This window comes from Sinomonas terricola (genome assembly GCF_034931225.1).
GTDB lineage: Bacteria > Actinomycetota > Actinomycetes > Actinomycetales > Micrococcaceae > Sinomonas > Sinomonas terricola.
Genome location: NZ_JAYGGQ010000015.1, coordinates 39,820 through 62,192, shown reverse-complemented (window position 1 = coordinate 62,192; position 22,373 = coordinate 39,820). Strand labels below are relative to the sequence as shown.

Here is a 22,373-nt window from a genome sequence, read left to right as displayed (position 1 = left end):
AGTCAACATTCACTTACCTCAAATCTGTTGTTGCTTCATCAGCATGGCTAGCGGTCGCCGAGGGACGGCTGCATCCGGCCGGCCACGAGGGGCGAGGGTGGATGCGGGAGCGAAGGATCCGGTACGGTCTCGGGGAAGTCGGAGGGTGTCGTGCAGGATCTGCTCTGCGCGGTCGAGGATTGCGAGGCTCAGGCCTTCTGGGCGGTCTTCGAACTCGGCCCGGGCCAGGATGGAGGCACCAGTGAGCAGCACCGGGATGGCCTCGTCCTGATTTCCGAGAGCCAGGGCCTGCTCGAGGTCGGCAGCCGCGGCGCGATGGACCGTCGACGCGACGCGAATGAGCGCTTCCAGTGTGTACAGAGATCTCTTGGTCGCTTCGGACGGCGTCGGATCCACGATTCTCCTTCCTCGGCGATCGCCTTCGTTGCAGTGGTATACGCCGCCCCCGCCTCGGCGCTTCCGATCGTGCGCCGCGGAGGATGGGGCGAAATGCCGAAGTGCGCAGTCGGGGCTCGCTCAGGAGGCCTTCGGAGTCGATGCCCACTCGCGGAGGTGGTCCAGATGGGCCCCGCCGCTGCGAATCGCGGTGCCTTGCAGGGCTGCGTTGAGCAGCGCGTGCCGCAGTGCTCTCTCATCGACTGTGGGGGCGAGGACGAATGTCTTCCTCCGCCCTTGGACAGAGCTGGTCACAAAGCCCCGCCCGTGGAGCCAGGCAAGGTGCTGGTAGACACTGGACGGGGAGATCTCCAGCGCCGATGCCAGATCGCCGACCGTGTCCATCCTCTCCAGGAGAAGGGCTAGCAGGTGAAGCTTCGCGGGACTGGCCAGCAGACTCGGGTCGAGAATGGGCATCCGGCCTTCCTTCCTTGCATCGTGCCCACGGGTAGTCACCCGGAGTCTGGGTTTGGGCCGGTTGCCTCTTCGGGGGCCTACGGAGTCCTGGAAGGGGTTCATGGCTGCAGGCTCGTCCTCTGCGGCGGCCGTCTCTCGGAGCCGGGCCCGACTGTTTGCCGGCCCGGCTCCGGGACGGGCCGGCTCACTTCTCGTTGAGCATCCTCTCGAGGTCTCCGGCTTCGGGGGCGTGGCCCTCGTGGGCGGTCTCGTAGGCTGCGATTTCGGCTTCGAGTTCGGCCATGGCCTCGCCGCCGGCCATGAGGTCGGTGATCTCCTCGCGGGTGCGCTCGCCCTTGCGGAAGTCGGCGGCGAGGGCGCCGTGGATGAGGACGGCGAAGTGGTCCCCGACCTTCATCGCGTGCAGGACGTTGTGGGTGACGAGGATGACGGCGAGGCCCTTCTGGCGTGCCTGCATGATGATGCGCAGGACGTGGGTGGCCTCCTTGACCCCGAGCGCCGCGGTGGGCTCGTCGAGGATGAGCAGCTTGGCGCCGAAGTAGACCGCGCGCCCGATCGCCAGGGCCTGACGCTCGCCGCCGGAGAGGCCGCCGACGAGGCGGTTGCCGTCGGTGATGCGGGTGATGCCCAGGCTGCGCATCTCGTGCACGGCGACCTCGCCGGCGAACTTGTTGTCGAAGCGCTTGAACGGACCCCAACCCCTCTTGGGCTCGGCGCCGACGAAGAAGGATCGGCCGATGCTCATCAGGGGGAAGGTGCCGCCGAACTGGTGCACGGTGGCGATGCCGCGGTCGCTGGCGTCCCGAGGGCTCTTGAACTTCACCGGCTCGCCCTCGACCTCCATGGTGCCGGAGGTGGGTTCGTGGAAGCCGGAGAGGACCTTGATGAGGGTGGACTTTCCGGCGCCGTTGTCGCCGAGGAGGCAGAGCACCTCGCCGGGCTTGACCTCGAGGGAGATGTCGTTGAGGACCTGGGTGGAGCCGAAGGACTTGCAGATGTCGGTCAGCTTGAGGAACGGAACGGTCATGGGGGGTCAGGCCTTCTTCTTCGGGGTGCCGGAGGACAGGGCCATCTTCCGGAAGGTGTTGTTCATCAGGACCGCCACGAGCAGAAGGATGCCCAGGATGAGGGCCGCCCAGTCGGAGTTCCAGCCGGTGTAGTAGATGCCCTGGCTGACGATGGCGAAGGTGAGGGTTCCGAGGAGGACGCCGACGACCGAGCCGTAGCCGCCGGTGAGCAGGACGCCGCCGACGACGACTGCGATGATCGAGTTGAAGACGAAGGCCTGGCCGTTGGCGACCTGGGCTCCGTTGTAGAGGATGGTCTGGATCACGCCCACGAGCGAGGCCCCGAGGGCGGAGCTCATGTAGAGGCCGATCTTGACCTTCTCCACGGGGATGCCGGTGGAGCGGGCGCTGATCGTGTCCCCGCCGACGGCGAGGATCCAGTTGCCGCGGGGGGCGAAGTGCAGGAACCATCCGACGCCCAGGATGACGGCGATCCACCAGAAGATGGCGACTTCGAACTGGCCCGCGATGAGGGTGCCGAAGATGCTCTTGGCCCAGTCTTCGGGGGCGAGCGAGACGCTCGTGGTGCCGGTGATGACGCGGGAGAAGCCGAGGGTGGTGCCGGCGAGGCCGAAGTTGGTCGCGAGGGTCACGACGAAGGAGGGCACGTTGGTGCGGGTGACCAGGAGCCCGTTGACGAAGCCGATGACGCCTCCGACGATGAGGGCGGCGATGATGCCGACGGCGGTGGGCAGGCCCCAGTAGCCGGAGACGATGGCCGTGGTCATCGAGCTCGTGGCGATGACCGAGCCGACGGAGAGGTCGAGTTCGCCGGCGATCATCAGCAGCCCGACAGGGATGGCGACGATGCCGAGCTCGGCGGCGACGTTGAGCCAGCTGGCCGCGCCGCCGCTGGAGAGGAACTGTCCGCCGCCGAAGATGGCGAAGAAGACGAAGACTGCCACGGTCCCGATCAGCGCGCCGGTCTCGGGCCGGCGGAGGAGCGAGCCGAGCGAGGTCGGCGACGACGCGGTCCGCGTCTTGCGGTTCGCGGAGACCCCGGATGGGCCGTGGGTCGTATTCACTGCCATGGTTTGGACTACCACCTTAAGTACAGGGGACGCGACGGCTTTGACGCGTCCGGGGGTCGGGAGCCGGGCCCCTGGGGCATTCCGGGGCCCGGCTCGTCGTCGTTAGCGGACGCCGGCCTGCTCGCCTGAGAGGGCCTGGTCGACGTTCTGCGAGTCGATGATCGCGGGGCCGGTCAGGATCGGGCGCTGCGGGAGGTTCAGGCCGTAGGCGACGTAGGAGTTGGCCATGGACACCGAGAGGTAGCCCTGCATGTAGGGCTGCTGGTCGATCGCGAACAGCGTGGTGCCGTTCTTGATGTTGTTAAGGGTTGCCGTGTCCATGTCGAAGGTCGCGGGCTTGACCTTGCCCGTGAGGTTCGCCTGCTGGACGGCGCTGACCGCGCTGCCGGCGTCGGAGGTGCTGATCGTGACCACCGAGTCGATGCTCGAGTCCTTCAGCAGCGCCGCCTTGATCGCCTGGGCCACGGCGGTCTGGTTGCCGAACTGGGACGAGGGAAGCGGGAGCTCGGTCGATGACCCGCCGTTGGCCTTGATGCCGTCGTCGATGCCGCGGCAGCGGTCCTCGGTGTTCGTCGAGCCGGGCAGGGTGTTCACGCACAGGGAGTGCTTCGCGCCGTGCTGCCCGAGGTATGTGCCGCCGGCCTTGCCGGCGGTGTACTCCTCGCTGCCGACGTAGTTGACGGCCCCGACCTTGTCGGCGGCCGGGAGGCCCCCGGCGTTGTAGATGAAGAGCGGAACCTTCTGGCCGGTCACGTGCTTGAGGGCCGAGTCCTCGGCGTCGGGCACCCAGTCGGGGGCGATGACCGCGGTCGCGCCCTGGCTCAGCGTCGAGTCGATCAGCTTGGCCGCGTCGGGGCCGAGGTTGTCGTAGTTCTGCGGGCCCAGGAACGTCACCGACCCGCCCTGGGCCTGGACCACCTTGGCCGCGTCGTCGACGCCGCGCTTGACCTTGGACCAGAACGGGTCATCGGACTTGCCGCCGATGACGAAGATCTTGGCCTTGCCACTGCCGCCGGCGGCGGCGCCGCTGGTCGAGCCCGAGGAGTTCCCGGACTGGGAGCACGCGCTCGTCGCCAGCACGGCGAGGACCCCGGCCACGGCCAGGACCCGGCGGTTCCGCGCCGCACGGGCAATTGACTTCATCGTCATCAGCAACTTCCTTTTCTCAGAGCCGACCGCACCGATATGGAGCGGTCCACATCATGGCCATCGGTGTGATGCCACTCACACGATGACCTAAGCGGCGGCTGGATGTCAATACTTTGTCCATACAATTTGGAGCGCTCTGAGAAAGAGGCGTGCAGATGGGGTGCAAGGGGTCGTGGGTGGGCGGCCGGAGGGCCGGGCCTGTGCAAGGGCGGGGGTGGTGGGGGGTCCGCCGCTTGAGGGTTCGCCTGGGGCGGTGGGCGGGGCGTGCTAGGGCTCGTGGAGTTGTCTGCGCCGGGTCCCTGCCGTGCTCGGACGGGTCACGAGCGTGGGCTCGATGAGGGCATGGCGTCTCGGCGCGTCCGGGTTCTGCAGGCGGGCGAGCAGCGTGCGGGCGGCCTCGGCGCCGATCTCCCGGCTGCGGGGGTCAACGCTTGTGAGGGCCAGGTAGTGGTAGGCGGCCAGCGGGGAGTTGTCGTAGCCGACGACGGCGACGTCCGCCGGTGCCCTCAGCCCCCGTTCCCGCAGGGCGGCCAGGGCACCGACGGCCATGACATCATTCGCAGCAATAATCGCCGTGACCGGCGGACGGCAGTCCAGAAGTTCGAGCGCGCCCGAGTAGCCGTCCTGCTCCGAGGTCCCCCCGCCCGCTCCGACGACGAGGGGCTCCAGGCCGGCTGCCGCCATCGCCTTCTCGTAGCCGCGCCGGCGGTGGGCGGCGGGGCCGCCGCGGCCGGTCAGGTGCCCCACGTTCCGGTGGCCCAGGTCGAGCAGGTGGGCAGTGGCGAGCTCGCCTCCGCGCTCGTCATCGCCCGCGACCACGTCCGCCCCGGGCAGCACCGCCGGTCCAAGCTCGCGGACACCCGCCACAACCACCGGCACACGAACGCCCTGCAGCAGGCCCGGATCGGGCTCGGCGGCGATGACGAGCGCATCGACGTGCTGGGCGAGGAAGCCGTCCACCGGGTTCCGGCCCGAGGCCGCCTCGAGCTGGAGGTCGGCGACGCTCGCGGAGTACCCGGCCGGGTCCAGGACGGAGCGCAGGCCTGCAAGGAGCTCGACGAACCAGGGGTTGTGGAAGTCGTCGATCAGCACCCCGACAGAGCGGGTCTGCTGGCTCGCAAGGGCGCTCGCTGCCCGGCTCGGACGGTAGCCGAGCTCCTCGATCGCCTCGAGCACCGCCTGACGGCGTGCATCGCTCACATGGGGCTCGCCGCGCAGCACGAGCGAGACGAGGGACTTCGAGACGCCGGCCCGGCGGGCGACGTCGTAGATCGTCGGGCGGGTGATGGCGGATGCAGGGGTCGGGCGGGCTGGCACGCGATCATCATGGCACTCGCCGGGGCGAGACACCCCGCCATATTTCGGATATTGACAGGACAAACCTGTGTTCGTAATCTCATTGCTGGAGCGCTCCAAGACATCCTCCGCACAAGACTTCCGTCCCTTCCCGCCTCAAAGGAGAGAGCATGTCCGAGTCCCTCGGCGTCGCCGTCATCGGCGCCGGCATGGCTGGCAAGGCCCACGCCGCCGCCTACCGCACTGCGAGCACCCTCTACCGCCCCACCCTCCCCCAGATCCGCCTCGTCTCGATCGGCGACGTCAACCCCGAGTTCGGCCAGGCCGCCGCGCGTCGCTTCGGCTACGAGCGCCACGACGCCTCGTGGCAGGCGATCGCGGAGGCGGACGACATCGACGTCGTGAGCATCGTCATCGCCAACTCCCTGCACCGCGAGGTCGTCGAGGGCCTGCTCGCGGCCGGCAAGCACGTCCTGTGCGAGAAGCCGCTTTCCGACACGCTCGCTGACGCCCGCGCCATGGCCGACGCAGCGCGCTCCGCCGAGGCCCGCGGCACCCTCGCCCGCATCGGCTTCACCTTCCGCCGCACGCCCGGCATCGCGGCCATCCGCGAGCTCATCCAGAACGGCACGCTCGGCCGCCCGCTGCACTTCAGCGGCCGGTACTGGACCGACTACGGATGCAGCCCCCAGGCCCCGATGAGCTGGCGCTACAAGGGCGCCCCGGGCTCCGGAGCGCTGGCGGATGTCGGCAGCCACCTCGCCTATGTGGGCGAGTTCCTCTGCGGCGACATCCAGGCTGTTTCGGGCGGCCAGCTCTCCACCGCGATCACGAAGCGCCCGCTCCCGCTCGGCGCCGTCATGGGCCACGACCACGCGGCGGTGAGCGAAACGTTCGAGCCCGTCGAGAACGACGACGTTGCCTCCTTCTCTGCCGAGTTTGCCCAGTGCATCGGCTCGCTCTCCGTCTCCCGTGTGGCTGCGGGCCACGCCAACTCGCTCATGTTCGAGGTGTTCTGCGAGAAGGGCGCAGCGCTCTTCGACCAGCGCCGCCCGTCCGAGATCGGTCTGTTTCTCTCCGAGGGCTCGGCCTCGGAGAACGGCTACCGCCAGGTCATCCTCGGCCCGGACCACCCGTACATCGCGGGCGGCCTGGCCATGGACGCGCCCAGCGTCGGTTTCGGCCAGAATGATGCTTTCGGCTACCAGGCGCGCGCCTTCCTCGAAGAGGTGGCGGGCCTGCCCGAGTCCGAGTCCCTGCCGCGCTGCGCGACGTTCGACGAGGGCGTGCGCAACATGGAGATCCTCGACGCCGTGGCGGCGTCGGCGCAGAACAACGGAAAGCGAGTCTCCCTGTGAAGCTTGGCGTCTACAACGCGATCCTGCACGACCGTTCGCTTCCGGAGGCGCTCAAGGTCATCGCGGGCCTCGGCCTGAGCGGGATCGAGCTCAACACGGGCGGGTTCCTCCCGGCCGTGCACGTGCCGACCATGGACCAGATCCTGGTCTCGGACGCGGCCCGGGATGACTACCTCGGCATCTTCGAGGGAACCGGTGTCTCGATCGCTGGCCTGAACTGCAACGGCAACCCGCTGCACCCCAAGCCGGAGATCGGCGAGAAGCACGCCGAGGACGTCCGCCGCTCGATCCGGCTAGCGCAGCGCCTGGGCCAGAACCGGGTCGTGACGATGTCCGGGCTGCCCGGGGGCGAGCCCGGGGCGACGGTGACGAACTGGATCGTGAACGCCTGGAACTCCGCGGCGCTGGACGTCCTGGACTACCAGTGGGGCATCGCCGCGGAGTTCTGGCGCGAGACCGACCGCCTGGCCGCCGACCACGGGGTCAAGGTCGCCCTCGAGCTGCACCCGCAGAACATCGTGTTCAACACCGCGGACGTCTACAAGCTCATCGAGCTCACCGGGGCGACGAACGTGGGCGTCGAGCTGGACGCGTCCCATCTGTTCTGGCAGCAGATGGACCCCGTCGCCGTCGTCCGCGAACTTGGACCGCTCGTATTCCACGCGGCCGCGAAGGACGTCCGCATCAACACCGAGAACGCCAAGCTCTACGGCGTCCTGGACAACCGCTTCCGCCGCCTGCGCCCGGAGGAGAACCGCACCAACCTCGGCGGCGACGAGTGGGCCAACGAGTGGCCCAAGGATTCCGCGTGGGACTTCGTGGCCCTGGGCCGCGGGCACGACACCGCCTACTGGGCCGAGTTCCTCAAGGCGCTGTACGAGGTGGACTCGGAGATGATGGTCAACATCGAGCACGAGGACACCTCCCTCGGCCGCATCGAGGGCCTCGAGGTCGCCTCCAAGGTCCTCCTCGACGCGGCTCGCTCCGTCGGGGTCCTCGCCGAGGCCTAGCTTGAGCCGTCGCTCCTGCAAGGGTCCCTGGCCCGCAGGAGCGACGGTCGGACTGCGGCCGAGGAGCCGCTGTCGCGCATTGGTCAGGGAAGGCGCCAGAAGGGGCCGGTGAGGCCGCAGTCGTCGAGGAGCCCCTGGTTGTGCTCGCGGCTGTGCGGTTGGAAATCTGGGTGCAGGCGGTCACCGTACCATGGGCCGGCTAGCCGCCAGACGGATCTCGCGTCGGCGATGTATCCACTGCCTGGGGCATTGGCCTCGGTCCACTGCTCGGCGTGGCTGCGGTCGCAGAACATGCGGATCATCGTGCAGGTGGCCACGACATCGTCCCACCACTCTCGCGCGGGTCGGGGAAACCGGACCGCGAGATCCGAGGGCGGCGGCGTGTCTGGTCCGGTGCGGAAGCTGATGTGGGCTCCGCACTGCGGGCACGCGGTGTCCACGCGGACCTCCAGATGCAGGGCCGCGCTGATGCCGAACGAGTCCCAGGCGCATCCGCCCCACCAGCGGCGGTCGTCGTGCCCGTCCGACGGGGTGACGACGAATGCCATCGGCGCAGAGGTGAATGGGTGCGCCATGCGCACCGCATCGCCGTCGCCATTCATGACGAGCGCGTGGTCGTCGGCCAGACTGTGCAGGACGCTCCGGATGTCCTCGACAGAGCTGTCCGTGGTGCGCGCGAGTTCGGCGATCGACGGCGCCCGCCCCTCACGCGCGAATGTCTCGTAGACGAGGTCGCGCACTCGGCGTGCCTGGGTGGTGTTCACGGATTGTCTCCTCAGCTGCTCTAGTTCTGGTCTCGCTGAATTCGCCGTCAGTCATGCATTCGTGCGCCCTTGATGATGCGGTCGATAACGTTGCGCGGCCCGCGAAGGGCAATGCCCACAAGGTCGAGTTCGCCGGCGGGAACCTCCGCGACTGCCGCCCGGTTGGCCTCATCGTGACCGGTGGCGAAGAGCTCTCTCGTATACACGGCGGGGGTGATCCCGCGGCCGAGCGCCTTCGCGCGAGCGGTTGCCAGCATCTCGGCCCCGCCACAGAGCACCAGCACGGGCTGGCGCAGCATCGACAGGTATGCGTTGCCGTCAAGGTCGCGGTATGGATCTCCCGTGAGATCCGGCGCGCTGGTCGCAATGCCGCTCATGAGGAAGGCCGTGACGTTGAGCTCCTGCCAGGGCAGCAGATCGTCCCTCAACACCACGGCAACCTTCGTGTCGAAGCGTACGGGGACTTCGTCGCGGGAGGGTTTTGCGGCGATCGTCTTCTCGTGCATGCTTCCAGCTTCGGCGCCGCCGTCTGCGCCTGTCTTGTACATTTCTTGCATGGATGATTCCGTGCGGGTGTGGCATCCTACGGTGCCGTTCGTGCGCGAGGTGCTGCATGCGACCTTCGAGCACCATGTCTACCCGGCGCACACCCACGACGCGTGGGCAGTGCTCATGGTCGACGACGGCGCGGTCGCCTACGATCTCGACCGCACCGGACATTTTGCCGTGCCGGATTCGGTCACGCTCCTTCCCCCGCACGTGCCGCACAACGGGCGTTCCGCCGTCGGCGGAGAGACATACCGCAAGCGCGTCATCTATCTCGACGAGGGCTGGCTGCCGGCGCGCCTCGCGGACGCCACCGTCGCCCGGCCGACACTCCAAGGCAACGCCGCGGCCGCCACGGTGGCGGGGATCCACGCAGCGCTCCGCTCCCCGGGGGAGATGATGGCGGCCGAGTACGGCATCCTCTCTCTCCAGGAGATCGTCCAAGGGCACCTCGGCACAGCGTCGTCGCCACCGCGGGACGTGCCGCTCGCACGACGGCTGCGCCAGATGCTCGACGACAGGCTCGACGAATCGTTCACGATCACGGAGGCAGCGCGGATCCTGGGCACCCATCCGAGCCACCTGGTGCGCGCGTTCTCCCAGGCCTACGGCATAGCCCCCCACCGCTATGTGATAGGACGCCGGGTGGACCTGGCAAGACGGCTCCTGCTCGCAGGCCGCGCGCCCGCGGAAGCAGCCGCAGAGGCGGGATTCCACGACCAGGCACATCTCACACGGCATTTCCGACGAGTCCTGGGAACCACACCCGGCACCTTCGCGGCATGATGCGGGCGTCGCGTCTCGCCTGAGCTGAGCCCGCCACAGCACGGAGGCGCACTCGAAACTCAGCGTTACCGCTAGGGCTAGAGAACGTCCGCGGACGGCGGGGCCGTGCTGGATCGGACAACGAGCGTCGGCTCAAGGACGACTTCACGTTCTCCGATCTCAGACCCGTCGCATCGCGCGACGATCCGCTCGATCGCGACCCGTGCCATCTCGTGTGGACGCTGGGCGACGCTGGTGAGATCGAAGTCGGGATTCTGCGCGAGATGGCTGTCGTCCCATCCGATCACCGAAATCCTGCCGGGAACATCGATCCCTTCTTGAGCGAAGAGGCTCACCGCCGCCGCGGCCGTATCGTCATTGAACGCGACCACCGCCGTGGGCAATTCGGCCGCGGCAATCAGCTTTCCCGCTGCTCGGAGTCCGGCCAAGGAGTCCTCGCCGCCGGAGACGATGAGGACATCGTCTCCGAGCCCTCGTTCTGCCATTGCCTTGATATAGGCCTCCCGTCGCGCAACGGCCACCAGACCGCTGCCACCGTCCAGATGGGCGATCCGCCGGTGGCCAAGCTGAACCAGATGGTCTACGGCCAAGGACATGCCGTGCACGTCAGAGGTCCGGACGACATCGACGGAATCGTCCTCGACGCTCCACCCCATCACGGCCACGGGAAGGCTCCCCGCCATCCCCGGCTCCGCCACGGGCGGACCGAGCATCACGAGTCCATCGAATCTGAAGTCGGCAAGGGACTCCAGCGCCTGCTGTTCACCCCTGTCAGGGGTCACAGCACTGAGAATCAGGTCGTACCCGTGGTCGGCCGCGGCGGCATAGAGACCCTCGAGCAGGTCGAAATGGAAGCGACCGCCTCCACCGAACGTCACACCGATCAAACGAGATGTCGGACTGGCCAAGGACCTTGCCCGACGGTCCGGCCGATAGCCGAGCGCACGCGCCGCGGCCAAGACCCTCGAGCGCGTCATGGATGTGGGACCCGGCTCTTCCCTGATCACCAAGGAGGCCATCGCACGCGACACACCGGCCCGCTTGGCAACATCCTCCAAGGTCACGCGACGGGTAGGGGCCCGATCCCGATCCTGGAGCATCAGCGCGTCATCTCGAATGCGTTTCCCATCACCGGCTGCCACCGGAGGCCTTTCTGAATCCACTTGACATACTAGACGCCCGATCCGACCCCCATCCCGTTGGCGTTTCGCCGCGATCCTGAGGGCGCATTCCCACACGAGGGACTGGGCCTGACTCTTCGGCAATGGTGAGCGGCGTTAGACGGCCCTTGGGTTTCGAACGCATGTGCAAATGGGGTAGCCGCCTGTGTGAATCACAACGTCATCCGGCGTGAAGACAGGCTTCCTCGCGTCCTGAGCCAGGCCAGCGGGGTGGCTTCCGCGCAGCCACGGGTCAGTTCAGGACCTGACTGAGGTACCAGTGGATGGTGGGCCGGCTGACACCGAACCCGGCGGCGATCTGCGCCACCGTGTACGCCCGCTTCCCCGTCGGGCCCGGTCTCGTTACACAATGTCCTCGGCGGATCCAAAGAAGCTGACTAGGTTCCGGGGGTCGCGCGAACGAACGGATTCGAGGCGCCGACCTTGGGTTGAACGTTCAGGAGATCGCGCTGCTTCTAGAGCGTGATGGTTCCATGGATGCAGGTGGTGGTCTTCCCGCCGATCCAGACGTTGCCTGCGGCGTCACTGCTGACCTCGATGGTCCCGGCCCGTCCGACGCGCGCGCCCTGGGAGACGCGGTAGGCGGCGGGGCTGTTCGCCCGGCTGGCGAGCCATTGGGCGACGCTGGCGTTCATGCTGCCGCACACGGGGTCCTCCGCGACGCCGACTCCGGGCGCGAAGGTGCGCATCTCGAACGCGTGCTCGGAGCCCTCAGGGTAGGCGCCGATCGCACCGACCATAGCATTGGGGATCGCGGACAGCTCGGGCTCCAGCGCGAGGACTTCCTCCGCGGTGGCGAGCTGCACGACGGCCCAGCCGGGGCCGTTGTCGACCCACTGGTGGGCCAGGACTCGGTTACGGCCGATGCCGAAGGCGGAGGCGATGTCCGTGAGGTAGGCCTCCTCGAGCGGCCCGGAGCGGATGGTCGGCGGGGCCGCGAAGGACAGGGCGCCGTCGTTCCGGCGCACCTCGACCAGGCCCGCACCGCATTCCTGGACGATCCGCTGCTCTGACTGCGGGCGGCCGCCCTGCTCCAGCCAGGCGTGCGCGGAGCCGAGGGTCGGGTGCCCGGCGAAGGGCAGCTCGCCGCCCGGGGTGAAGATGCGCAGCCGATAGTCAGCCGCGGGGGTCGTGGGCTGCAGGACGAAGGTCGTCTCGGACAGGTTCGTCCACCGCGCCAGACGCTGCATCGCCTCGTCGTTCACCCCGTCGGCGTCCAGCACGACTGCCACAGGGTTGCCGAGATAGGGAGTGGCGGAGAATACGTCGACCTGGGCGAACGCTAAATCAATCATGAGGGTTCCTTGAACGGTTGGTGGTCGTGGTCGGGGGTCGGGCGGGAGCCCTGGGGCGTGCCGGTCCGCGTGGCCGGTCGCGTCTTCTATGGCGCCGCCGCCAGCACCACAGTCTCGAGCAGGTCGGCCGGGAGCACCTCGGGTGACCGGCTCAGGAGCGGCGTGGCGTCGGCGAGCCAGGACCGGTGCGCACGTAAGGGGAGTCTCGCGAGCCCGCGGTGGCTTCAGGGCGAAGGACGCGCCCGCGTGGGCTTTGAATCAGTCGAGGGTTCCCGTCGCCGAGGCCGGGACGGGCTGGGGCTCGCGTTGGGCGCCGGACGACTTCTTGGCGAGCATCGACAGGACGGCGGCGAGAACGCAGATGATGGCTCCTGCCCACCAGGCGTAGGTGTACTCGCCGAAGACGTCGCGGACGATGCCGCCGCCGAGCGCGGCGAGGGCGGCCCCGACCTGGTGGGCCGCGAACACCCAGCCGAACACGATCGTGCCGCGGTCGCCGAAGATCGACTGGCACAGGGTCTCGGTCGGCGGGACGGTGGCGACCCAGTCGAGGCCGTAGACGACGATGAAGACGATCATGTTCACATGCACCCGGTCGGAGAGCAGCCACGGCAGCACGAGCAGGCTGATCCCGCGGAAGGTGTAGTAGACGGCCAGGAGCTTGCGCGGGTCGAAGCGGTCGGTCAGCCAGCCCGAGGCGATCGTGCCGAAGATGTCGAACACCCCGACGGCTGCGAGGAGGCCGGCGGCGGTCACTTCGGGCATTCCGTGGTCGTGAGCGGAGGGGATGAAATCGATCCCCACGAGCCCGTTCGTGGTGGCGCCGCACACGGCGAAGGCGATCGCCAGCGCCCAGAACGCCTTGCGTCTTGCCGCGAACGCCAGCCCGTCGATCGCGCGCTTCAATGCCCCGCCCGCGGCCCGTTCCGGCGCCTCATAGGACTTCGGGTCCGCCCCATAGGGCTGGACGCCGCGGTCTTCCGGGTAGTCGCGCAGGATCCACAGCGCCAGAGGGACCACGGCCAGCGCCACACCCCCGATCAGGAGCGATGCGGGGCGCCAGCCCACGCCCTCGGCGATGCTCGCCACCGGGGGCAGGATCAGCAGCTGCCCGGTCGCCTGCCCGGCGGTGAGCGCACCCATGACCAGGCCGCGGCGGGCTGTGAACCACCGTTCGGCGACGGTGGCCGCCAGGACCAGCGCCATCGATCCGGTGCCTGCGCCGATGAGCACGCCCCAGAACACCAGCAGCTGCCACGATGCCGTCATGAAGACGCTGCCTGCGGCCCCCCAGGCGACCAGGAGCAGGGCGATCGAGACGACGCGGCGGATCCCGAAGCGGTCCATCAGCGCGGCCGCGAACGGGGCGGCGAGGCCGTACAGGACCAGGTTCACGCTGACCGCCAGCGACATCACGCTCATCGACCAGCCGAACTCCATCTGCAGCGGCATCATCAGCGCACCCGGGGCGCCGCGGAACCCGGCCGCCCCGAACAGCGCGAGGAACGCGACGCCGGCAACCCACCATGCCGGGTGGACACGGCGGCGGCGGGTGGCAGTGGGCGGAGACGATGGCATGGAGTAAACTTTCTTGAACGAAGTCATGGGTCCAGGGGGACTCTACCCGAGGCGGGAGGGGATGGTAAAGCGATGCCGCTGCGATCCGATTGGTCCGAGGACCTGTGTCCGATCCGCCGCGCGTTGGACGTGCTCGGGGACCCATGGGTGCTTGTGATAATCCGGGACGTGCTCCACGGCCGCGGGAAATTCGACTCGCTGCACGCCAACCTCGGCATCTCGGAAGCGGTGCTCAGCCGGCGCCTGCGGGGAATGGTCGATGCCGGGCTCCTGGAGCGCGTCGACTACCAGGACAGCGGCCGTACCCGGCAGGGGTACGCGGCGACCGAGGCCGCCGCCGAGCTCCTGCCCGTGCTCCAGCAGCTCGCCCTCTGGGGAGAGAGGCACACCGCCATGCCCGCGAACGGCGGGCACATGCCGATGGTGCACCGGGCCTGCGGGAACGAGACCACCCGGGGCGAGGTGTGCAGCGTGTGCGGGGAGCCTCTCGTGCCCGAGCAGATGACTTGGATCAAGCCATGGCGGAACGCCCGCGACGACCTCGTCGCCGCCGGAGTCCTCGGCAGCCGCTGACCACGCACAGGCGTCCGGGGTGCTGGCGGCGATCCCGGCACCCGCGGCCTGCAGGAGCGCGTTCCTGCCGACATGGTCGGAATGCCAGCGGGTGTTCACGACCAGCTCGAGGCCGCGGGCCTGTGGGCGTGGACCGAGTCCGCGGTTTCGCGTGCGTGGCCGACGAAGCCGCTGTCCACGACGACGGGCCTGGTGCCGTGGAGCAGGAGCAGGTTGGCGTCCGGGAAGGGCCGCGGTTCCCAGTGCCCTCAAGGGGTGCCAACTCACTGCATGAGCCGTTCGACCAGCAGCAGCGCTCCGATGCCGACCATGGCGACGCCGGAGAAGCGTGCCACGGTGCGCGCCGCCGTCGGACGTACCCGCAGCACCACCCTGGCTCCCGTGCCCACCCCGGTGTAGACGACCGCGCAGCTGGCCACGTGCACCAGCCCGAGCATCGCGATCTGCGCCGCAGGCGCCCACACGGCCCCGCGGTCGACGAACTGCGGCAACAGCGCGAGGAACAGCAGGAACATCTTCGGATTGAGCCCGCTGATCCCTGCACCCTTGACCGCCTGCCGCACCCACGAGCCAGCAGCTTCCTGCTCGGTTGCCGCGTGCGGGGCCGAGGGGCGGGCCAGCGTCTGGATCCCCAGCCATACCAGATAGGCTGAGCCCGCGATGGTCAGGGCGGTCAGCAGCCACGGGGTGCCGCCCACGACAGCACCCAGCCCTGCGGCGACGACCGCGGTGGCCGCGAGATGCCCGGCGAGGAGACCACCCACCGAGGGAAGGACCGACCGGTGCCGGAGTCCTGCCGCGATCGCGTACGCCCAGTCCGCCCCCGGCGTCACCACGAACAGGAACGACACCGCCCAGAACGCCGCGATGCTCGCTATTGCCATGGCCTCACTTCCCTTCCCCAGAAGCCCCTTTAGGAAGGTTAGGGTGGAACGGCCGGGAAGTGCTTCCAACTTTTTCCGCTGGAGCCTCGAAGCGTGGAAAGATTCTTGCCATGGACGCGATAGACCGGAAAATCCTCGCGGAGCTGCAGCAGGACGGGCGCCTGACCCTCACCGAACTCGCCGAGCGCGTCCGCCTCAGCGTCTCCCCCTGCCACCGCCGCCTGCGGGCCCTGGAGCAGTCCGGAGCCATCAGCGGCTACCGCGCGCACTTGGACGCCGACGTGCTCGGCCTCACCTTCGAAGCCCTCGTCTTCGTCACCATGCGCGAGGCTGTCAGGGGCACGCTCGACGCCTTCGAGGACGCCGTCGCCGCCATCCCCTACGTGCTCCAGGCCCAGCGGCTCTTCGGCGACCCCGACTACCTCCTGCGCGTCATCGCCCGCGACCGCACGGCCTTCCAGAAGATCTACGACGACCACCTCGCCACCCTGCCCGGCGTCCAGCGCCTCAGCTCCACCCTCGTCATGAAGAACATCGTCGACAACCGCCCACTGCCGCTCTGAGCAGACCCCGCAGACCCGGCCACGAATCAGTCAGGCTCTGTACGAATCAGTCAAGCTCTGTGGGCAACGCTCAGGTTGGCGACGTCGTACCCGGTCCCTCGTTGTTATACAGCCGCACCTCAACTCCGACAACACCGATAGGAGCCTCGAACTGGTTCGCGTTCGGTGGATCAGGGTCTCGCGCCGGACCCTTCACGGATTCACATATCGCCCGTACTTGGCTGCGGTCGCACGGAGCTCTACGGCCCGGGCCTTGGCGAGTTCACCGCGGCACGGGGCCAAAGCCGTCAAAACCAATGGAGACTCCGTCCTGGCCAAACAGATCGGCCGGCTTCCCAGCCCTAGACGGCTGCCTGGACAATCAACATCTTCGCGCGGCGCGACCGTCACCATGAGAACGAAGCCGGGCGTTCGGAACGTCTCAGCCAAGCACCGCCACAGCGTTTGTATCGCTATGCGATACAAACGCTGTCGCGGTCAGTGCAGACGGGTTGCCTGCCTCTCTGCAGAGGCCCTGTCCCGGACCTCGTAGCTGGCTGCAGGGGAAGTTGCTCATTCGCTCAGCTCGTCCGTGCGGCGAAGGGGCGTGACCTTGCTGGAGGCCCGCAGCCGATCCAGGAGCCGATCGCGTTCTTCGGTGACCGCGAGGAGCGCGACGGCGTAGTTGCGCAGCTGCCGTGCCAGCGTGTCGCGTTCCAGGGCGAGGCGGCCGCCGCGCTCGCGCTCATGGGCGAGCTGGCTGCGAAGGCGGTCGACTTCGGGCTTGCTGAGGTTGATCTCCCGCGCACGCTGTTGGAAGGCTGTGTTGATGTCTGGGTTGTCGTGGGTCAGGCGGTGCCGTTTGACTCCTGCCAGCTCGGCCAAGCGGACGCCGGTCAGGGGCCCGGCTGCGCGGCCTTCCAAAAGGTCGTCCGCGGCCTTCCGGAGTGCCTTGCGGATCGTCTCGGGATCAGGGTCCGTCATGGTAGTCCTTGCTCGTGGTCGATGATGATTTCGGTGAGGCGATCGGAAACCTTGCGGGTGCGCTCGTGCCGGATGGGGGGCGCGAGGTGGTCTTGGGAGAGCCGGTCTCGGGCGGTTTGGACTTCGAGGACGTCGGCGTCGGTGCGGGCGATGTTGGAGCAGGCGCTGCGGCACTGGCCGAGGTTGGGGCGGTCCGTGTCCCGCGCGCAGAGGGCTGTTGCCTGATCGAAGACACAGTGCAGCCCGTCGCCTTTGAAGATCTGCAGCGAGGGGTCCTGGAGTAGCTTGTCGGCCTGTCGTCGGGTGGGCAGGGTTCGGCCGGCGAACTTGGCGGTGGCTAGGCCGGTGCGTTCGCGCAGCTTCTCGGCCGCGGGGCCGCTGACGTGCCCGCCGGCCTCGAGGTAGTGGTCGATGTCGGTGATCCGCTCGATGCGCTCGAGCCATCTTTCCATGGCCAGCTCGTTCGGAAAGCCGGAGTCGTAGCTGCCGGAGTATCCCTGGGTTACGAGGTCGGCGATATGGCCGTACTGGATGGCAGCGGCCACCAGCCCGCGGGGGCGCCGGACGATGTGCCAGGCCAGGGTGCGGCGGAAGCGGCTGGGGGTGATGCGGCCGTCGGGGTCGTCGGGGATGCTGTCGCTGTGCTGGCGGCGCGCGCAGTACTCGTTGACCCAGCGGATGAAGGAGGCGATGTCGCCGGTGGTCTTCGGGGTGGTCTGGCCGTTGCCGGCACGCCCGTCGGCGCGCGGCGTGTACCACCGCACGGCCTGGGGGCGAAGGGTGCGCGGGAAGAGCAGATCCATCGAATGGAGGTCTTCGAGCACGTCCACGGCCCGGGCAGCCATGGGGTGGACGATCCAGGGGTTCTGCCGGATCTGCCCCTCGGGGATCTTTGCGCCTTCACGGTTGCGTGCGCTCTTCCACCTTGTGCCATGGAGCTCATGCATGTCGGTGCGGGGGTTCTCGTTGTGGCAGCCTCGTTGCAGGTTCAGCACCTCTCCGGGACGCATGCCGGACAAGTAGGCGATGACGATGAAGCAGGCGGTCTGCAGGTGCACGGCCAGCGGGATGGCTTCCTCCCAGGCGATGAAGGGCCCGTGCCAGAGGCGTCCGTCCAGCTGGGCTGTGCATCTGGTCGTGAGGTAGCTGTCGGTGTCCACGCCCAAGCCGCTGCCGACGACGACGTCCCGGTCGTAGAGGGCGTGGGTGGCGCCCAGGAATCCGGTGAGCCTGGCCAGATGGCACCAGTTGATCACCGGGTCCCCGTCGGGTCCGGGCTGCCCCGGTAGGCCCAGCCCGAGGTCCCGGAGTCGCTCGAGGACGGCGTGCAGGATCGGTTTTCGGGAGCCCGGGGCCGGGGTTTCGCGGGCTCCCGCCGGGGTGTGCCTGTGCCCGCGACTGAGCAGTGCGCAGTACTCGCGGTAGGCGGCGGTGATGTCGGGGGCGAAGTCCTCGATGAAGCGGAAGGCCCAGGCCAGCAACGGGACGAGGGTCTCGTCGCCGATGCGCGGGGTGAGGTTGCCGGGTCTTCTGTGGCGGTGGGCAAGCAGGTCCCCTGCCGTTTCTTCCTGCCACGGTGAAGCGTCCGGCAGGCGCAGCTGCTGCGGCACGATGTCCCGGTAGACCCACAGGCGTCTGGTCTCGGTGATGATCTGCCTCTTCTGGGTGAACCCGAGACCCGTTTCGCCCACTTCGGCCAGGAGCCGGTCGAGCACGCTGGGGCTGGCGCCTTGGAGGGAGTCGTAGCCGCGCTCGTCGAACCAGGAGACCAGGCGGCGCAGGTGGGTCGGCAGCCGTGCGATGCTGGACAGGGCCAGGGGCTTGGGACTGCTCGGCCCGCCCTGCACTGGCCGAGGCGTCTCATTGTTGATGAGAATCCAGACGTAGGCCTTCACGGACTGCTCCCAGGCGGGTGGGAAGTGGCCGAAGTTGATGCTGTATTTCTGCGAGTGGTCTTCGAAGATCCCCGGGGTGAGGTCCCACACGGCATCTCCGAAGCGGGACAGCACTGCCCTGGGCGTATCCGGGCGGAGAGGGCGATGAGCGAGCACCACGGTGTCGTCGTCGAACGGGCTAGTCCTCTGCGGCAGTTGGGCGGTCATCGCAGGTCCAATCCGCGGTCCAGCACCAGCTCTACCAGGGCCCGGTCCTCGTCGCTGGCCCCTTCGTCTGCGGACCTGGGGCCCGCGTGCTGCCGGTCGAGCAGGTCGGTCAGCTGCTCGTGTGCGACGGAGAAGCGTTCCTCCCATTCCACGGCTGGGATCTCGGCGCGGCGACGGGTGATGCTTTCGAGCATCGCGGTCTGGATGGGGATGTGCCTGGGTTCGGAGCGCGCGTTCGGGCAGCCCAGGCACAGCAGGAAGGAGGCGGTGCACGCGGTTCCGGCTGGAGAGTGTGGGCTGTTGGTGTGGTCGATGCAGGCGGTGGCCACCGTGTCAAGCCGGCCCTCCAGCAGGAGCTTCAGCCGCTCCACGGTGGTTCCAAGCCTCTGGGCAAGCGGTTCGGGGTCGATGGCCGCTTCCCGCACTTCTGTGTCGGTGAGGGTGAGGATCCTGTGGCCGAGGCGGATGCGCTCCACCTCGTTGTCCAGCACGTTGCCGACGATGGCCTGGTATTCGGGGAGTGCTGCGGCGTCTTTGGCCAGGTACTCTGTGGCGAGCGTCGCCGCCGTGTGGGCGACCGGGCGCTGGTGGCGCTGGACGAATGCCAGCCTGAGACGGCGGGAGTCCACGCGGGGCAGGAGGCCCCCGTCGGGAGTCTTCCCGTGCCACCACTCAAGTGCGTGGGTGGGCAGCGGCCGGATCCTGGCCCCGCCTGGAGTGCGGTCGGCCGGGCCAGTGCCGTGGAACACTAGGAGCGCATCGGTGCCGGCCACGGCCCGGGCACGGGCGCACAGTTCGACCGCGAGGCGGTACACGCCGGCGGCTGAGGCGTAGTCGTCCGGGCCGCCAGCTGGGAAACCATCCTGCGTCAGGGCTAGGTCCATCTCTGCGCCGTAGCGGCCGCGGCGCGGCTTGGACGCGCGAGTCAAGACAAGAGGCTCTTCCTCGAGCTGGTCGTCGACGCGCAGGTGCGAGGCGGTCATATTGCACACCGTGCTCAGGTTGTGCCCGCTCACGCAGACCAGCAGTACCGCCAGTGCCGTCACCTCCGAGGAGCTCGGGAAGATGCTGCGGAGCAGATCAAGGGCCCCGCGGTGGGCCTTGGATTCATTGATCCGGCCGTCGCGGCACCGGGGCACGTCCCCGGTGCGCGCCACCTGCGCGAGGAGCGCGCCGCGCCGTCCAGCCTCCGGGTCGGCGCCCTGACCGGCGGTCTCCCATTCCGTGAGCTCGGCTTCGGCCTTGCGGATCCGGGCCAGCGCGCTTCGGACCTCGGTGCGTGCGGCCCGTTGGATGCGGCGTACCTCGGAATCCGTGTACGCGGACACCGTCCCGGACTGGGCCGCCGGCCCGTGGGGTGCGTAGAGTGCCTCCCGGAACGCCGTGGGAAGGCCTTCGACCGGGCGGAACAGTACCCGGAAGACCTGAAGCAGCGAGTTCGTGTACCGGGTGTGCCGGAGCCTGAACGGTGCGATGTGAGAAGGGGCCAGCGCGTTGAGCGACCCTGGTGGGGATGGGAGCTCGTTCAGCGTCCGGGCGAAGACTCGGGCCCCGGCGTACAGGGTCTTCACCGACTCCAGCGTCCTGCGGGAGCCGGCCGGGCCGCAGGCGCGAGCAAAACCGTGCACGATGGCCGACTCGATCTCAGGTGCGAGGCCGAGCCTGCGGAATTCGAAGTCCTTCCCCGGTCCGCCGGCCTCGGGCACAAACCGGACAAGGAGCCGTTCGCCTGTGTCGATGACGGCATCGGGCCGAGCATATGGTCTCTCCGGCAGCGAGGCGCGCAACGTCAGAGTCCCCTTTCGGTCTCATCGAGCAGCCGCACCCTGGGGTCGCCGGAGAGGACGGCCAGCAACGGCTCCGCGTCGAGGACCGATTTGCCGTACTCCAACAACAGTCGGGTCTCCAGCCCTCGGAACGGCTCAAGGTAGATGTTCTTCGTCGTGTTCACGTCCGAGTGCCCAAGCATCGTCTGCACCAGCGACCATGTATCGCCGAACTGCTCGCGCAAGTCGCGTTGGTGCTCGGCGTCCATGCCCTCGATCTGCCGGGACCAGATCAGCCGGCCCACGGCGAACCAGCGAAGCGCGAAACTGTGCCTTAAGGTGTGGGGACGGCACTCGAGCCGGTCGATGCCGGCGTTCCTCACTCGCGCGTTCGCGCGAGCGAACGCCTTGTACCACGCGTCCTTCGGCCGCGGGCTGCCGTCCTCGTTCAGCCACAGCACGGCCGGTTCGAGTCCGTCTGTAGTGCGCACCAACAGCCGAAGCCTCTCGGCTGGGGACAGATCGTTCACCTGGACAGTGGACAGGAAGGACGTCCCGCCACGCAGGGTGCTCACCCGAAGCACCCCGCCCCGGGCCTCCTCGATGACCATGCGCCCGCGCATCCCCTCGTACAGGCCGCTCTCGCGGGCCGAGCGCACAGCGGCTGCACGCTCCGTCTCCTTGTAGGTGGCCACCTGCTCCAGCACATCGCCCCGCAGCCAATAGCCGTGCCCGTGCAGCCCCTTGGCGCAGGCATCCGCCAGCCGGAACGACGCGTATTGACCGCTCGAAACCTCGCGGTCCAGCTCGAGCGTCAGGACGCTGCTCCACTCCTGAAGGCGAAGCCCGCTGCCGTACAGGCCATCGACGAACGCCGCGTCCCGCGACTGGGAACGGGGACGCCACCTCGTGCGCTCTGTCCCCGACGGGGTCAAGCCGTGAATGCCGACATCCCGCCAGCGGCGATATGCCCGCGGGGAAAGCCATTTGACGTCCGCCCCGCGAATCGTCGAAGGCCGCAGGTCCGCTCCGCGAACGCGGCTTCCGGCAAACGGCATCCGGAACCGGCCGCCTGCGTCGGCAGTCGCAAACAACGGAGGACCATCCACTACCCGGCGGGCCCAGTCATGGAACATGGCCAGCGCGGCCAGATCGCTCGCCCATGCCGACCCGGACACGCGGCGCGGGTTGCGAGGGTCGCTGCGGCGCCAGAACTTGAAGTCCATGACATCGTCCTCGATCGCCGAATCCCAGCCCTTGCCCCGCGCTGCGAGGAAGTTCACCCACACGGACAGCGTGTACGCATATCGGCGGTTCGTCGACGCGGCGCGGTTGCGCATCTTCGCGCCACCGAAGAAGCCGTTCAAGGCAACGTGAGGACCGCCAGCATCGTTCAAGAAGAAAGGACGCCCGGCCCACGGCAGCCACGCACTCGACGAGTCCTCATCATCGGCTAACGACAACAGCGCCCGGCTTAGAAGCTCATCACCAGCCCAATCGATGCGATCTGGTGCAAAGAAGACCTGCCAGGTCGTCCGGCCATCCGTCATGGGCCCAATGATGTCCGGCGGACTCTGCCAAGGAGACGCAACACGCCTGAGAGGGGCGG

Annotated in this window: 21 protein-coding genes and 1 pseudogene; 5 read left to right on the top strand and 17 right to left on the bottom strand. The window is 68.4% G+C overall.

What is annotated here, in order from left to right:
- Positions 1-18: 18 nt before the first annotated feature.
- The 6 genes from SPF06_RS17610 to SPF06_RS17585 form a co-directional block, all read right to left on the bottom strand.
- Positions 19-396 (bottom strand): hypothetical protein, encoded by a 378-nt coding sequence (locus SPF06_RS17610; RefSeq protein ID WP_323280439.1) that lies wholly within the window; start codon positions 394-396, stop codon positions 19-21.
- Between the two features lie 120 nt (positions 397-516).
- Positions 517-852 carry a helix-turn-helix domain-containing protein gene (locus tag SPF06_RS17605; protein ID WP_323280438.1) on the bottom strand — a complete coding sequence of 112 codons (336 nt, stop codon included), beginning with the start codon at positions 850-852 and terminating at the stop codon, positions 517-519.
- 184 nt (positions 853-1,036) lie between these two features.
- On the bottom strand, positions 1,037-1,879 hold the full coding sequence (locus SPF06_RS17600; RefSeq protein WP_323280437.1) for an ATP-binding cassette domain-containing protein: 843 nt from the start codon (positions 1,877-1,879) through the stop codon (positions 1,037-1,039).
- A 6-nt stretch (positions 1,880-1,885) separates the two neighbouring features.
- Complete coding sequence (locus tag SPF06_RS17595) at positions 1,886-2,950, bottom strand: ABC transporter permease (RefSeq protein ID WP_323280436.1); 1,065 nt, start codon at positions 2,948-2,950, stop codon at positions 1,886-1,888.
- Between the two features lie 102 nt (positions 2,951-3,052).
- Positions 3,053-4,099, bottom strand: coding sequence for a sugar ABC transporter substrate-binding protein (locus tag SPF06_RS17590; protein ID WP_323280435.1), 1,047 nt, complete (start codon positions 4,097-4,099; stop codon positions 3,053-3,055).
- A 267-nt stretch (positions 4,100-4,366) separates the two neighbouring features.
- On the bottom strand, positions 4,367-5,416 hold the full coding sequence (locus SPF06_RS17585) for a LacI family DNA-binding transcriptional regulator (protein WP_323280434.1): 1,050 nt from the start codon (positions 5,414-5,416) through the stop codon (positions 4,367-4,369).
- Positions 5,417-5,565: 149 nt separating this feature from the next.
- Here SPF06_RS17585 and SPF06_RS17580 point away from each other — a divergent pair, with 149 nt between their 5' ends.
- On the top strand, positions 5,566-6,753 hold the full coding sequence (locus SPF06_RS17580; RefSeq protein WP_323280432.1) for a Gfo/Idh/MocA family protein: 1,188 nt from the start codon (positions 5,566-5,568) through the stop codon (positions 6,751-6,753).
- Positions 6,750-7,763 (top strand): sugar phosphate isomerase/epimerase family protein, encoded by a 1,014-nt coding sequence (locus tag SPF06_RS17575; protein WP_323280430.1) that lies wholly within the window; start codon positions 6,750-6,752, stop codon positions 7,761-7,763. Before SPF06_RS17580 ends, SPF06_RS17575 begins: the two co-directional genes overlap by 4 nt.
- An 83-nt stretch (positions 7,764-7,846) precedes the next feature.
- On the opposite strand, the gene SPF06_RS17570 is transcribed toward SPF06_RS17575, so the two are convergent.
- Positions 7,847-8,527 (bottom strand): organomercurial lyase, encoded by a 681-nt coding sequence (locus tag SPF06_RS17570; protein WP_323280429.1) that lies wholly within the window; start codon positions 8,525-8,527, stop codon positions 7,847-7,849.
- Positions 8,528-8,574: 47 nt separating this feature from the next.
- Positions 8,575-9,033 (bottom strand): DUF2000 domain-containing protein, encoded by a 459-nt coding sequence (locus tag SPF06_RS17565; RefSeq protein ID WP_323280428.1) that lies wholly within the window; start codon positions 9,031-9,033, stop codon positions 8,575-8,577.
- A gap of 49 nt (positions 9,034-9,082) precedes the next feature.
- Between SPF06_RS17565 and SPF06_RS17560 the strand changes: the two genes are divergently transcribed.
- Positions 9,083-9,859, top strand: a complete 777-nt coding sequence (locus tag SPF06_RS17560; protein ID WP_323280427.1) for a helix-turn-helix transcriptional regulator — start codon at positions 9,083-9,085, stop codon at positions 9,857-9,859.
- A 77-nt stretch (positions 9,860-9,936) separates the two neighbouring features.
- Here SPF06_RS17560 and SPF06_RS17555 read toward each other — a convergent pair whose 3' ends face one another.
- The 4 genes and pseudogenes from SPF06_RS17555 to SPF06_RS17545 form a co-directional block, all read right to left on the bottom strand.
- Positions 9,937-10,737: a LacI family DNA-binding transcriptional regulator gene (locus SPF06_RS17555; RefSeq protein ID WP_323280510.1), complete on the bottom strand. Its 801-nt coding sequence runs from the start codon at positions 10,735-10,737 to the stop codon at positions 9,937-9,939.
- 57 nt (positions 10,738-10,794) lie between these two features.
- Positions 10,795-10,959, bottom strand: a pseudogene (locus SPF06_RS22160) (LacI family DNA-binding transcriptional regulator); the annotation flags it as partial.
- A gap of 536 nt (positions 10,960-11,495) precedes the next feature.
- Positions 11,496-12,335, bottom strand: coding sequence for a PhzF family phenazine biosynthesis protein (locus SPF06_RS17550; RefSeq protein ID WP_323280426.1), 840 nt, complete (start codon positions 12,333-12,335; stop codon positions 11,496-11,498).
- A gap of 258 nt (positions 12,336-12,593) precedes the next feature.
- Positions 12,594-13,913, bottom strand: coding sequence for an MFS transporter (locus tag SPF06_RS17545; protein WP_323280425.1), 1,320 nt, complete (start codon positions 13,911-13,913; stop codon positions 12,594-12,596).
- A 72-nt stretch (positions 13,914-13,985) separates the two neighbouring features.
- Between SPF06_RS17545 and SPF06_RS17540 the strand changes: the two genes are divergently transcribed.
- On the top strand, positions 13,986-14,486 hold the full coding sequence (locus SPF06_RS17540) for a winged helix-turn-helix transcriptional regulator (RefSeq protein ID WP_323280424.1): 501 nt from the start codon (positions 13,986-13,988) through the stop codon (positions 14,484-14,486).
- Positions 14,487-14,749: 263 nt separating this feature from the next.
- Here the strand turns inward: SPF06_RS17540 and SPF06_RS17535 are convergent, their stop codons facing one another.
- Complete coding sequence (locus tag SPF06_RS17535) at positions 14,750-15,370, bottom strand: LysE family translocator (RefSeq protein ID WP_323280422.1); 621 nt, start codon at positions 15,368-15,370, stop codon at positions 14,750-14,752.
- Positions 15,371-15,480: 110 nt separating this feature from the next.
- Between SPF06_RS17535 and SPF06_RS17530 the strand changes: the two genes are divergently transcribed.
- Positions 15,481-15,933: an Lrp/AsnC family transcriptional regulator gene (locus tag SPF06_RS17530; RefSeq protein WP_323280421.1), complete on the top strand. Its 453-nt coding sequence runs from the start codon at positions 15,481-15,483 to the stop codon at positions 15,931-15,933.
- A 552-nt stretch (positions 15,934-16,485) separates the two neighbouring features.
- Here SPF06_RS17530 and SPF06_RS17525 read toward each other — a convergent pair.
- From SPF06_RS17525 to SPF06_RS17510, 4 genes are all read right to left on the bottom strand, one after another.
- Positions 16,486-16,896, bottom strand: a complete 411-nt coding sequence (locus tag SPF06_RS17525) for a hypothetical protein (RefSeq protein ID WP_323280420.1) — start codon at positions 16,894-16,896, stop codon at positions 16,486-16,488.
- On the bottom strand, positions 16,893-18,881 hold the full coding sequence (locus tag SPF06_RS17520) for a site-specific integrase (RefSeq protein ID WP_323280419.1): 1,989 nt from the start codon (positions 18,879-18,881) through the stop codon (positions 16,893-16,895). Before SPF06_RS17520 ends, SPF06_RS17525 begins: the two co-directional genes overlap by 4 nt.
- A 113-nt stretch (positions 18,882-18,994) precedes the next feature.
- Complete coding sequence (locus tag SPF06_RS17515; protein WP_323280418.1) at positions 18,995-20,785, bottom strand: hypothetical protein; 1,791 nt, start codon at positions 20,783-20,785, stop codon at positions 18,995-18,997.
- Positions 20,786-20,787: 2 nt separating this feature from the next.
- On the bottom strand, positions 20,788-22,314 hold the full coding sequence (locus SPF06_RS17510) for a site-specific integrase (RefSeq protein ID WP_323280417.1): 1,527 nt from the start codon (positions 22,312-22,314) through the stop codon (positions 20,788-20,790).
- Positions 22,315-22,373: the final 59 nt, after the last annotated feature.

Bases quoted from the DNA above. Each gene is read 5' to 3' on its own strand.
- SPF06_RS17605 (WP_323280438.1), bottom strand. From the start codon at position 852: ATGCCCATTCTCGACCCGAGTCTGCTGGCCAGTCCCGCGAAGCTTCAC.
- SPF06_RS17600 (WP_323280437.1), bottom strand. From the start codon at position 1,879: ATGACCGTTCCGTTCCTCAAGCTGACCGACATCTGCAAGTCCTTCGGC.
- SPF06_RS17595 (WP_323280436.1), bottom strand. From the start codon at position 2,950: ATGGCAGTGAATACGACCCACGGCCCATCCGGGGTCTCCGCGAACCGC.
- SPF06_RS17590 (WP_323280435.1), bottom strand. From the start codon at position 4,099: ATGACGATGAAGTCAATTGCCCGTGCGGCGCGGAACCGCCGGGTCCTG.
- SPF06_RS17580 (WP_323280432.1), top strand. From the start codon at position 5,566: ATGTCCGAGTCCCTCGGCGTCGCCGTCATCGGCGCCGGCATGGCTGGC.
- SPF06_RS17565 (WP_323280428.1), bottom strand. From the start codon at position 9,033: ATGCACGAGAAGACGATCGCCGCAAAACCCTCCCGCGACGAAGTCCCC.
- SPF06_RS17560 (WP_323280427.1), top strand. From the start codon at position 9,083: ATGGATGATTCCGTGCGGGTGTGGCATCCTACGGTGCCGTTCGTGCGC.
- SPF06_RS17550 (WP_323280426.1), bottom strand. From the start codon at position 12,335: ATGATTGATTTAGCGTTCGCCCAGGTCGACGTATTCTCCGCCACTCCC.
- SPF06_RS17545 (WP_323280425.1), bottom strand. From the start codon at position 13,913: ATGCCATCGTCTCCGCCCACTGCCACCCGCCGCCGCCGTGTCCACCCG.
- SPF06_RS17540 (WP_323280424.1), top strand. From the start codon at position 13,986: ATGCCGCTGCGATCCGATTGGTCCGAGGACCTGTGTCCGATCCGCCGC.
- SPF06_RS17535 (WP_323280422.1), bottom strand. From the start codon at position 15,370: ATGGCAATAGCGAGCATCGCGGCGTTCTGGGCGGTGTCGTTCCTGTTC.
- SPF06_RS17530 (WP_323280421.1), top strand. From the start codon at position 15,481: ATGGACGCGATAGACCGGAAAATCCTCGCGGAGCTGCAGCAGGACGGG.
- SPF06_RS17525 (WP_323280420.1), bottom strand. From the start codon at position 16,896: ATGACGGACCCTGATCCCGAGACGATCCGCAAGGCACTCCGGAAGGCC.
- SPF06_RS17510 (WP_323280417.1), bottom strand. From the start codon at position 22,314: ATGACGGATGGCCGGACGACCTGGCAGGTCTTCTTTGCACCAGATCGC.